We start from the raw sequence: 11472 nt of genomic DNA, 5'->3' as shown, positions 1-11472 counted from the left end.
TCTCGATCTACGCCCGCCACCCGGCGCAGCACGCGAGGAGACCGAGCGCATGGACGCAGTTCCGGTGGGGATCGACTTCGGCGGTTCCGGCATCAAGGGGGCCCCGGTCGACCTGGACCGCGGTGAGTTCATCGGCGAGCGGGTCAGGATCGCGACACCGCAGCCGTCGACACCGGAGGCGGTGGCGGAGGTCTTCGTCCAGCTGCTCGGCAAGTTTCCCGAGTCCACCGGCTCGGTAGGGGTCACGGTCCCCGCGGTCGTGCGCAACGGCGTGGCCGGCTCGGCTGCCAACATCGACCGCGCCTGGATCGGTACCGACGCCGACGCCCTGCTGACCGAGGCGACCGGACGCGACGTGCACGTCGTCAACGACGCCGACGCGGCGGGCCTGGCCGAGGTGCGGTACGGCGCAGCGGCGGGCCGACGCGGCCTGGTCATCCTCACCACCCTCGGCACCGGCATCGGGTCGGCGCTCGTCTACGACGGAGTGCTCGTGCCGAACTCCGAGCTGGGTCATCTCGAGATCGACGGCCAGGACGCCGAGAAGGCCGCGGCCAACTCGGTCAGGGAGAAGCACGACCTGTCCTGGTCGACGTGGGCCGAGCGGCTGACGACCTACTACCGGACGCTGGAGAAGCTCATGTCACCGGACCTCATCGTCCTCGGCGGCGGGGTCAGCAAGCACGCCGACAAGTTCGTGCACCTGATCGACGTCGAGACCGAGATCGTGCCCGCGAAGCTGAAGAACCAGGCCGGCATCGTGGGAGCGGCTCTGTGGGCGGCCGAGGCGACCTCAGGGTGAGGCAGTCGCGGCCGCGAGCAGGAAGTCGTGGTCGGTGTACGTCGCGTCCGCGACCGACGCGGACAATGGGGCCGCCGAGGCAGCGCCGTAGATGTGCTGCACGCCGGCCGTCTGGGACGCGGAGGTGTCGCGGGTGACCCACATGCCGCTGGGCGCGCAGGAGCCCTGCCGGTTCACGTCGCCGCCGAACAACGTGGTGCCGGCTGCCTGGTGGCGGGCCAGCACGCTCTCCAGCTCGCGGCACTCCGCGTCGTTCGCGACCCGCTCGCCCGCTGACTCGCGGGTCCCCAGGTGCGCGGTGCACACGGTGACCGAGTCGTCGGGGCTGCCGGTGGTGGCGCAGAGCCAGCGACGTTCCTCCGCGTCGGCCTGCGCCGCGAACGCCCCGCTCCGCGAGGACCCGATGTCGTCCTTGGTGAGTACGGCGATCCCGAACAGCCCGCGGCCACGCGGATCCACGCACGGCAGCGGCAGGCCTCCGTACCGGACGGGGGCGAACCACATCCGGTAGCCGGTCCGCCGGGCCAGGTCGGCGGCGTCGGCGCTGCACACCTCGTTGAGGGTCACCGCCTCCGGGTCGCGCCCGGCGATCTGCCCGGTGGCCTCGTCGAGGATCGACGAGTACGTGGACCGGCTGTAGCAGCCGGCCTGCCCCGAGAGGCAGAGGTTCATCTGGAGCAGCTGGTACGCCGAGCTCGACCCGGGTGATGCGGAGGACGACACGAACGAGACCGCAGGCACCAGCGCCGCAACCGCGGCGGCGGCCACGGTGAGCAGGATCGCGATCCTTCGCACCGGCAGCTCCTCCTCGACCTCTCGGGCGCGCGCTGGCCACGCACGCCTCGGGTCGTCATTCGGCGCCGCGCCGGATCCGGATGGGTGCTCTCGGCGGCCGGTTCAGCCGCCGGCGAGCCCGCCCATCCAGGCCTCGACGTCGGCGGAAGTGCGTGGGAGCGCGACCGACAGGTTGTCGTAGCCGTCGGCCGTCACCAGGATGTCGTCCTCGATCCGGATGCCGATGCCGCGCAGCTCCTCGGGGACCAGCAGGTCGTCCTCCTGGAAGTACAGGCCCGGCTCGACGGTCAGCACCATGCCCTCGGCCAGCTGGCCCTCGGTGTAGGCCTCGTTCGAGGCGCGGCCGCAGTCGTGGACGTCCATCCCGAGCATGTGGCTGGTGCCGTGGAGGGTCCACCGCGAGTAGACCTTGCTGTCGGGGGAGAGGGCCTCGTCGACGGAGACCGGCAGCAGCCCGCGGTCACCCAGGCCGTGGGCCAGCACCTCCATGGCCGCCCGGTGCGGGGCACGGAAGTCCACGCCCGGCCGGACCGCCCGGATGCCGGCCTCCTGCGCGGCGTAGACCAGGTCGTAGAGCTCGCGCTGGAGGTCGGTGAACCGTCCGTCGACCGGCAGCGTCCGGGTCACGTCGGCGGTGTAGAGGTTGCGTCCCTCGACCCCCATGTCGAGGAGCACCAGGTCGCCCGGCGTGATCGGGCCGGAGTTGTCGATCCAGTGCAGCGTCGTCGCGTGCTTGCCGCCGCCGACGATCGAGTCGTAGCCGATGTCGTTGCCCATCGCGCGGGCCCGGCGGAAGAACGTGCCCTCGATCCAGCGCTCGCCGTGCTCGAGCACCCGGGGCCACTCGCGCACCGAGTCCTCGAAGCCGAGCGTGGTGATGTCGCAGGCCTCCTGGAGCTCGCCGACCTCCCACTCGTCCTTGATCAGGCGCATCTCGGAGATCACCCGGGCGAAGTCCTCGTCGCGCGACTCGTCGGCCGCGACGAGGCCGTCGACCTCGGAGGAGATGCCGCGGTGGACCCGGGTCTTGCCCGACCCCTGGAGCGCGGACGGCAGCTCGTCGATGTGGCGGACCGTGAGGCCGAGGCTGGACGACATCTCGTGGATCGACGGACGGCGGCCCGCCCACAGCTCGCCGTACTGGCGGTCGCGGAAGAACTCGTCGGTCTCCCGCGACGAGCGTGGCCGGGCGTAGAGCACCGACGTGTCGCCCTCGATGACCAGCACCGCGTCGGTGGTCTGGTTGCCCGAGAAGTAGGTGTGGGCGGTGTCGGGGCGGAAGCGGTAGTCGGTGTCGTTGCTACGCACCTTGTACGTCCCCGCGGGCAGCACCAACCGCTCGCCGGGGAACGTCTCGGCCAGCCGCGCCCGGCGGCGTGCGGCGTGGTCGGTGATCGGGTGCGGCGGCAGGTCGAGCTCGCGGTCACCCCAGCCGGTCCGCATGAACGACTGCCAGGCCTCCGGGACCTTGGGGTCGTGCGACTCCGTGCGCGGCTCGAGTGTCTCGGATGTGGTCTCTTCGGTCACGCGAATCACTCTACGCCGCGGGATCGGACCGCCGGTCACCTGCGGCTACGCTTCCGCCATGCTCCAAACGCGCCGCAACAGCATCATCTTCACCGTCGTGGTGACGGTGCTGGTGTGCCTCGGCGCGGCTCCGATCCTGGTGATCATCGCCCTGTCGGGGGCCCCGAAGTCGATGTTGCTGGCCACGGTGCTGGCCGCGCTGCCCGTCGGCCCGCTGGTGGGTGCCTACCTGTGGCTGGACCGCTACGAGCCCGAGCCGAGGGTCCTGCTGGCGTTCGGCCTGCTCTGGGGCGGGTTCGTCGCGACGGGTGCCGCCCTGCTGCTGCAGGGGCTCGGTGGCTTCTTCGTCGGCTTCGACGAGGCGCAGAGCCTGGCCATCGTCGCCCCCGTGACCGAGGAGCTCAGCAAGGGGCTCTTCCTGTTCCTGCTGCTGTGGTGGCGACGTGCCGAGCTCGACGGGATCCTCGACGGTCTGGTCTACGCCGGCATGGTCGGCATCGGGTTCGCCTTCGTCGAGAACATCCTCTACCTGGCGGCGGCCTACAACGGCACCGACGGGATGGGCCCCGGCGGTACCGGCGCCGTGACCAGCGTGTTCGTCGTGCGCTGCCTCTTCAGCCCCTTCGCCCATCCGCTGTTCACCTCGTTCATCGGCATCGGGGTCGGCATCGCCGTCGGCTCGCGCAACAAGCTGGTGCGCGTGGTGTCCCCGCTGGTCGGGTACGCCCTGGCCGTGATCGCCCATGCCACCTGGAACAGCTCGTCGCTCTTCGGGCTCGAGGGCTTCGTGGGTGTCTACCTCGTGCTGATGGTCCCGGCGTTCATCGTCATGCTCTCGCTGGCCGTCTGGTGGCGCCGCTCGGAGCGCCGCATGCTCGCCGCCTCGCTCCAGGACGCCGCGCGGCGTGGCCTGATCCCCGCCACCGACATCGACTGGGTGGTGCACCTCAGCGGTCGCCGGCAGGCCCGGGCCTTCGCCCGGCAGCACGGCGGAAAACAGGCCGAGGAGGCGATGGAGGACTACCAGCAGGCGCTGATCGAGCTCGGGTTCCTGCACTACCGCTACCTCCGCGGCACCGCTCCCGAGGACTTCGCCGCCCGGGGCCAGGCCTACGTCGAGCGGATCAACGCGGTGCGCCCCTACGTGGCGTTCCCGGGACAGGTGGTGCCACACCGATGACCCGCGACTCGTCGAAGGAATTCGGACGGGACGAGGGAGCGGCGATGCTGACCGCCCTCGTCCGGCTGCGCCAGGCGCTCCAGGCCGCCACCCTGCCCCTGGAGCTGCCGGGCGCTGCCGAGGCGCGCGTGTCGCGACGGGAGATGATCGACCAGCTCGAGGACTACGTGATCCCGCGGGCGATGACCATCGACGCTCCACTGCTCGCGGTCGTCGGGGGGTCGACCGGCGCCGGCAAGTCGACACTGGTCAACTCGCTGATCGGGCGCCCGGTCTCCCAGACCGGCGTGCTGCGGCCCACGACCCGGTCCCCGGTCCTGGTGCACCACCCCGACGACGCCGACTGGTTCGGCGAGGACGCGCTGCTGCCCGACCTCGAACGGGTGCACCGCGCCACGACCGACCCGGAGGCGCTGCAGCTCGTCGCGTCCGACACGGTCCCGGCCGGGCTGGCCATCCTGGACGCCCCCGACATCGACTCGGTCGAGGAGCGCAACCGCACGCTCGCGTCCCAGCTGCTCGCCGCGGCCGACCTCTGGCTCTTCGTGACCTCGGCGGCACGGTACGCCGACCAGGTCCCGTGGGACTTCCTGCGCCAGGCCGCCGAACGCAGCGCCGCCGTCGCGATCGTCCTGGACCGGACTCCGCGCGAGGCGGCCGAGACCGTGCCCACCCACCTCGCCCGGATGCTGGCCAGCCGCGGACTGAAGGACTCCCCACTCTTCGTGGTCGACGAGGGCCAGGTCGACGACGAGGGGCTGCTGCCGCCCGAGGCCGTCGCGGAGGTGAAGGGGTGGCTGGACGCGCTCGCCGCCGACGCCGAGGCCCGGGCGATGGTGGTCAAGCAGACCATGGACGGCGCGATCCGCGGCCTCGCCCGCCACACCCACGCCGTCGCCGACGCCGCCACCGAGCAGGTGGGCGTCCACCGGCGGCTGCGCGAGGACGTCGACAAGGCCTACGACGACGCGATCCGGCAGGTGGGCGAGGCCTCGGCCGACGGCACGCTGCTGCGCGGGGAGGTGCTGGCGCGCTGGCAGGAGTTCGTCGGGACCGGCGAGCTGCTCAAGTCGCTGGAGACCCGGGTGGGCCGGCTGCGCGACCGCATCGTCAACGCCGTACGCGGCAAGCCGCAGCAGGCGGAGCGGGTGACCGTGGCCGTGGAGTCCGGCCTCGAGACCCTGATCCTCGAGCACGCCGAGGCCGCGGCCGAGCGGGCCGAGGCGTCCTGGCAGTCCCTCGCCGCCGGACAGGCGCTGCTCGCCGACGCGGGCCAGGACCTCGGCCGGGCCTCGCGCGACTTCCGCCGCCAGGCGGAGCGGGCCGTCCGCGAGTGGCAGCACGACGTCCTGGAGATGGTCCGTACCGAGGGCGCGGAGAAGCGCGGGACCGCCCGCTTCCTCGCCTACGGCGTCAACGGGCTCTCGGTTGCGCTGATGGTCGTCGTCTTCGCCCACACCGCCGGGGTCACGGGCGCCGAGGCGGGGATCGCCGGCGGCTCGGCGGTGCTCGGCCAGAAGCTGCTCGAAGCGGTCTTCGGCGACCAGGCGGTGCGCAGCCTCGCCGAACGCGCACGCAAGGACCTCGAGCGGCGCGTGCGGGCGCTGCTCGACGTGGAGCGGCGCCGCTACACCGAGCTGCTCGACAGCCTCGACGTCGGCGCCGACGTGCCCGACCGGCTCCGGGACGCGGCCCGGCGGATCGACGACCTGCGCTTCGCCGCTGCCCAGGACACGACGAAATGACCTCACTGCTGGACGGGGCCAGGAAGCTGGTCACCCGTGGTTCCGACATCGGCTCTCGCCTCGAGGGGCTCGACGCCGCGACCAGCGCGTCGCAGGGGCGGCTCGACGACGACCTGGTCCGGCACGCGAGCGGGGTCGTCGAGCGCGCCTCCAACCGCCTGCGGCTCTCCGCCGACCACACGGTGGTCGCCATCGCCGGCGCCACCGGCTCCGGGAAGTCGTCCACCTTCAACGCGCTGACCGGCCTCGACCTGGCCGCGACCGGCGTGCGCCGGCCGACGACCTCCCACACCACCGCGTGCGTCTGGGGCGACGAGGGCGCGCCGGAGCTGCTGGAGTGGCTCGGGATCCCGGCCCGCCACCGGGTCACGCGGGGCTCGATGCTCGACACCGGTCGCGAGGACACCTCGATGGAGGGCGTCGTCCTGCTCGACCTCCCCGACCACGACTCGACCGAGGTCGCCCACCACCTCGAGGTCGACCGGCTGGTCAAGCTCGCCGACCTGCTGGTCTGGGTGCTCGACCCCCAGAAGTACGCCGACGCGGCCATCCACGATCGCTACCTCGCGCCGCTCGCCACGCACTCGGACGTGATGCTGGTGGTGCTCAACCACATCGACACCGTGCCGGAGTCCGGGCGTGAGTCGATGCTCGCCGACGTACGTCGCCTGCTCGACGCCGACGGCCTCGGCGGCGTGCCCGTGTTCGCCGCCAGCGCCCGCACCAAGGCGGGGATCCCCGAGCTGCGCGCCGAGATCTCCGGACGCGTCGCGGCCAAGAAGTCGGCCCGCGCGCGGCTCGACGCCGACATCAGGGACGCGGCCGGCAGGCTGAAGGAGGCGACGGGACCGGGGCGGCCGATGACCCTGGCCAAGGCACGGGTCGCGGCGCTCGAGGACGCGTTCGCCGAGGCGGCCGGTGTCCCCACCGTCGTCCGCGCTGTCGAGCAGTCGACGCGGCTGCGCGCCAACCGGGCCACCGGCTGGCCGGTCACCTCGTGGCTCTCGCGACTCAAGCCGGACCCCCTCAAGCGCCTTCACCTCGACCTCGGCAGGGGCGGCAGGATGCTCACCGCCCGGGCCCGGACGTCGGTGCCGCAGCCGACCCAGGTGCAGCGCGCCCGGGTCGACACGGAGGTGCGGGCCCTCGCCGACGAGGTGTCGACCGAGCTGTCCCGCCCCTGGTCCCAGGCCATCCGGAACGCCTCCGTGTCCCGCCTCGACGACCTCGGTGACCGTCTCGACAGCGCCCTCGCCGCGACCGACCTCGGCGTGGAGCGGATCCCCGGGTGGGCGGGGCTGGTCCAGGCGCTCCAGTGGCTGCTGATCCTGACGGCCCTCGTCGGCGCCGGCTGGCTGGGCGTGCTGACGGGCATGGGCTACCTGCAGCTGCCCGCGCCCGAGACGCCGGCCTACCGCGGCGTCCCGGTGCCCACCCTCCTGCTCCTGGGTGGGGTGGCCGCCGGGCTGCTGCTGGCGCTCGTCTGCCGGGTGCTGGTCTCGTGGACGGCACGCCGGCGGGCGCGCTCGGCCGACCGGCGGCTGAGGGCAGCGATCCGGGGGGTGTCCGACGAGCTGGTGGTCAAGCCCGTCGAGGCCGAGCTCGAGGCGTACGCCGCGGTCCGAGCCGGTCTGGCCCAGGCCCTGCGCTAGCCGCGGGCCACGCCTCGGGCCGCTGACCGTCCACAGGCGGCTCTCCCGTCCTGGTCGTCCCCAGGGCGTCGCCGGTCGGGTCCCGCCTGTCAGTGCCGCGGCACAGGCTGGACCGCACACCCGATCAGGCAAGGAGCATCTCCCATGAACGAATCACTCGTCACCCTGCAGGGCTGGCTGGGCAGCGACGTCACCGTGCGGCAGGCGGGGGAGTCGACGGTGGCGAGCTTCCGGCTCGGCTGCACGCCCCGTCGCTACAGCAAGAAGACCGAGAGCTGGGTCGACGGCGAGACCCAGTGGTACTCCGTCAACGTCTGGCGGACCCTCGCCGACCACTGCGCCGCCTCCCTCCGTCGCGGCGACCCGGTGGCGGTCTTCGGCCGGCTGAACGCGGAGGTGTGGACCAACAAGGCCGGCATCGAGGTGTCGTCGCTGACGGTGGACGCCAGCTTTGTCGGGCACGACCTCAACCGGGGCACCAGCGAGTTCACCAAGACCATGCGCCCGGACCAGTCGCTCCAGGCCCAGCCGTCCACGCCTGGGGAGGCCGGGTCGCGGCCGTCCGACGACGAGCGGTCCGCGGCCTAGGGCCTTTCTCCGCGCTCGCCCCGAATCGGTTCCGCGCGGGTTTCCCGCGTAGGGTCGGGGATCATGGCTGATTACGTCTTCACCCTGCGAAACGTGCGCAAGGCCCACGGCGAGAAGGTCGTCCTCGACAACGTCACCCTGTCGTTCCTGCACGGGGCCAAGATCGGCGTCGTCGGGCCCAACGGCACCGGTAAGTCCACCCTGCTCAAGATCATGGCGGGCCTGGACCACCCCAGCAACGGCGACGCGATCCTCGACCCCGAGGCGCGGGTCGGGATGCTCCAGCAGGAGCCTCCGCTGACCGAGGGCAGGACCGTCCTCGAGAACGTCGAGGAGGCGGTCGGCGAGATCAAGCACAAGCTCGACCGGTTCAACCAGATCTCCGAGGAGCTCGGCGACCCCGACGCCGACTACGACAAGCTCCTCGCCGAGATGGGTGACCTGCAGACCGACCTCGACCACGCGAACGCCTGGGACCTCGACAGCCGTCTCGACCAGGCCATGGACGCGCTGCGGTGCCCGCCCGGCGACTGGCCGGTCGACCGCCTCTCCGGTGGCGAGCGGCGACGCGTCGCGCTGTGCAAGCTCCTGCTCCAGCAGCCCGAGCTCCTGCTCCTCGACGAGCCCACCAACCACCTCGACGCCGAGTCGGTGCAGTGGCTGGAGAACCACCTCGCGTCCTACCCCGGCGCCGTCCTGGCCGTCACCCACGACCGGTACTTCCTCGACAACGTCGCCCAGTGGATCCTGGAGCTCGACCGGGGCAAGACCCACCCCTACGAAGGCAACTACTCCACCTACCTGGAGACCAAGAAGGACCGCCTCAAGATCGAGGGCGCCAAGGACGCCAAGCGGGCCCGGATGCTGGAGAAGGAGCTCGAGTGGGTGCGCTCGAACCCCAAGGCCCGGCAGGCCAAGAGCAAGGCCCGGCTCCAGCGCTACGAGGAGCTGGCGGCCGAGGCCGACCGGATGCGCAAGATCGACACCTCCGAGATCAACATCCCGGCGGGTCCGCGGCTCGGCGACGTGGTGCTCGAGTCCACGAAGCTCGGCAAGGGTTTCGACGGGCGCACCCTGATGCACGACCTGTCGTTCACCCTCCCGCGCGCCGGCATCGTCGGCGTCATCGGCCCCAACGGCGTCGGCAAGACCACGCTGTTCCGCATGATCACCGGCCAGGAGACCCCCGACGAGGGCGAGCTCGACGTCGGCCAGACCGTGAAGATCTCCTACGTCGACCAGAGCCGCGGCGGCATCGACCCCCAGAAGAACGTCTGGGAGGTCGTCTCCGACGGGCTCGACTTCATCAAGGTCGCCAACTTCGAGATGAACTCGCGGGCCTACGTCGCGTCGTTCGGGTTCAAGGGCCCCGACCAGCAGAAGAAGGCCGGTGTGCTCTCCGGTGGTGAGCGCAACCGCCTGAACCTCGCGCTGACCCTCAAGATGGGCGGCAACCTCCTGCTGCTCGACGAGCCGACCAACGACCTCGACGTCGAGACCCTGTCCTCGCTGGAGGATGCGCTGCTCGACTTCCCGGGCTGTGCCGTGGTCACCTCCCACGACCGGTGGTTCCTCGACCGCGTCGCGACCCACATCCTGGCGTGGGAGGGCGACGACGAGGACCCGGCGAGGTGGTTCTGGTTCGAGGGCAACTTCGCGGCCTACGAGGAGAACAAGGTCGAGCGGCTCGGCGCCGAGGCGGCGCGTCCGCACCGGGTGACGCACCGGCGGCTGACGCGGCCGTGAGGGACGCGCTAGCGGACCTCACAATGGTGGTCGAGCAAGCCGTCAGCGACTGAGCCTGCGAAGGCGCTGAACCGGCGTGTCGAGACCCGGTGAGGCGAAAGCGGACCGCACCAAGCGGGGTGATCGGATCCGCTTCGCGGATTCGTCACCCGGTTTCGACACGCGGTCGCGGCCTCGCAGGCTCGGCCGCGCGCTCGCTCAACCGAGATCCATAGGTAGGGCGCTTCGCGCCCTACCGGATCTCCATCTCAGGATGCCCGGCCACCAGGTGGTCGGCGACGGTGTTCATCACGCGGCCGAGGGCCTCGAAGTCGTCGTCGGGCACGATGTCGACGAGGTTGGCGCGGACTCCGTTGACGTGGTACGGCGCCATCCGGGACAGCAGCTCGAAGCCCTCGTCGGTCATGTGGCACACGATGCCGCGACCGTCCTCGGGCGACTTGTTGCGGGTCACGAGTCCGGTCTTCTCCAGCCGCCCGACGGTATGTGTGACCCGGCTGCGACTGTGGGCCATCGCGTCGGCGAGCTGCGCCATCCGCATCTGGCGTCCCTCGCGCTCGGAGAGGCGCACGAGGATCTCGTACTCGGCCATCGAGATCCCGAACATGCGCTGCAGGTCGTGGTCGAGGCGGTCCATCAGCAGGGTCATGCCCAACACCAGACCGCGCCAGGACCGTTGCTGGCCGTCAGTCAGCCACTTCGTCTCGGACTCGGTCATGCGCCCCAGCGTATCGACGTCGTCGCCCCCGCGCCGGAAAGCGCTCCGAACCGCGAGGCGTGAGAATGGTCGGCATGGGCCTGACTCGTGAGGACGTGATGCGGTTCCGGGTTCGCGCACAGGAGCTGCATCGTGACGGGGGGCGGTCCGATGCGGCCGTGCTCGACCTCGGGGTGCAGGACACGGGCCCTGACGGCGGCCCGTGGGCGCTCGCGATCCGCGGTGCGGCAGTTCCGGCCGAGGAGCTCGCCGTGGCGTGGACCCTGCGGGGTGCTCCGCACTACTACCGGCGCGCCGAGATCGCCGCGGTCGCGGCGGCCACCGCGCCGTGGAGCGACGCCGACGCCGCGAAGCGGATCTTCGATGCGTCACGACCGTTGAAGGCGGCGGAGATCCCGGTCCTGGAGGCCCTCGACGTGGTGGCGGCGCAGATGCGAGAGATCGCCACCCGACCGATCGTGAAGGGCGAGCTGTCCGCGCAGCTCACCGCCCGGCTGGAGGCGCCGTACCTGCGGGAGTGCCGGCCGTGCCGCGCGGTCCATGCCTACGAGCAGCCCTTCCGGCTCGCCGCCCTGCGGGCCGGGCTGGAGCTCGAGCCCGGCACGTCACCACCGGTGCTGCGCCGCATCCCCGGGTGGCGCGGCCCGGCGGCGCGCACGCCGGACCACCTGGACCCGATCCGCGGGGTCCTCCGGTACCTGGGCCCGAGCACCCCCAAG

10 protein-coding genes are annotated in these 11472 nt (G+C 71.8%); 7 read left to right on the top strand and 3 right to left on the bottom strand.

The genetic code is table 11. The features are described 5' to 3' along the window. Positions 1–49 precede the first annotated feature (49 nt). Complete coding sequence (gene ppgK / locus VFN12_RS08665) at positions 50–802, top strand: polyphosphate--glucose phosphotransferase (protein ID WP_325118242.1); 753 nt, start codon at positions 50–52, stop codon at positions 800–802. Here the strand turns inward: ppgK and VFN12_RS08660 are convergent. Next, the gene (locus VFN12_RS08660; protein WP_325118241.1) at positions 794–1597 is read right to left on the bottom strand and encodes a hypothetical protein; all 804 of its coding nucleotides are present in this window, start codon (positions 1595–1597) and stop codon (positions 794–796) included. The genes ppgK and VFN12_RS08660 overlap by 9 nt on opposite strands. Positions 1598–1699: 102 nt before the next feature. Further along, positions 1700–3124 (bottom strand): aminopeptidase P family protein, encoded by a 1425-nt coding sequence (locus VFN12_RS08655; RefSeq protein WP_325118240.1) that lies wholly within the window; start codon positions 3122–3124, stop codon positions 1700–1702. A 58-nt stretch (positions 3125–3182) separates the two neighbouring features. Between VFN12_RS08655 and VFN12_RS08650 the strand changes: the two genes are divergently transcribed. The 5 genes from VFN12_RS08650 to ettA all read left to right on the top strand — a co-directional run bounded on the left by VFN12_RS08650 (position 3183) and on the right by ettA (position 10035). After that, positions 3183–4304, top strand: a complete 1122-nt coding sequence (locus VFN12_RS08650) for a PrsW family intramembrane metalloprotease (RefSeq protein ID WP_325118239.1) — start codon at positions 3183–3185, stop codon at positions 4302–4304. Between the two features lie 44 nt (positions 4305–4348). Beyond that, positions 4349–6049 (top strand): GTPase, encoded by a 1701-nt coding sequence (locus VFN12_RS08645; RefSeq protein ID WP_325118238.1) that lies wholly within the window; start codon positions 4349–4351, stop codon positions 6047–6049. Beyond that, the gene (locus tag VFN12_RS08640; RefSeq protein ID WP_325118237.1) at positions 6046–7701 is read left to right on the top strand and encodes a GTPase family protein; all 1656 of its coding nucleotides are present in this window, start codon (positions 6046–6048) and stop codon (positions 7699–7701) included. The genes VFN12_RS08645 and VFN12_RS08640 overlap by 4 nt, the downstream gene beginning before the upstream one ends. Before the next feature lie 144 nt (positions 7702–7845). Continuing rightward, the gene (locus VFN12_RS08635; protein WP_325118236.1) at positions 7846–8289 is read left to right on the top strand and encodes a single-stranded DNA-binding protein; all 444 of its coding nucleotides are present in this window, start codon (positions 7846–7848) and stop codon (positions 8287–8289) included. Between the two features lie 63 nt (positions 8290–8352). Further along, positions 8353–10035 (top strand): energy-dependent translational throttle protein EttA, encoded by a 1683-nt coding sequence (ettA, locus tag VFN12_RS08630; protein WP_325118235.1) that lies wholly within the window; start codon positions 8353–8355, stop codon positions 10033–10035. Positions 10036–10267: 232 nt separating this feature from the next. On the opposite strand, the gene VFN12_RS08625 is transcribed toward ettA, so the two are convergent. After that, positions 10268–10753 carry a MarR family winged helix-turn-helix transcriptional regulator gene (locus tag VFN12_RS08625; protein ID WP_325118234.1) on the bottom strand — a complete coding sequence of 162 codons (486 nt, stop codon included), beginning with the start codon at positions 10751–10753 and terminating at the stop codon, positions 10268–10270. Between the two features lie 74 nt (positions 10754–10827). Here VFN12_RS08625 and VFN12_RS08620 point away from each other — a divergent pair. Further along, the coding region (locus VFN12_RS08620; protein ID WP_325118233.1) for a DNA glycosylase AlkZ-like family protein at positions 10828–11472 on the top strand (645 nt) is incomplete at its 3' end.

This window comes from Nocardioides sp. (assembly GCF_035703625.1).
In the GTDB taxonomy this organism is placed as follows: Bacteria; Actinomycetota; Actinomycetes; order Propionibacteriales; family Nocardioidaceae; genus Nocardioides.
Note: the sequence above shows the minus strand (reverse complement) of the source record. Positions and strands in the feature narration are given on the sequence as shown.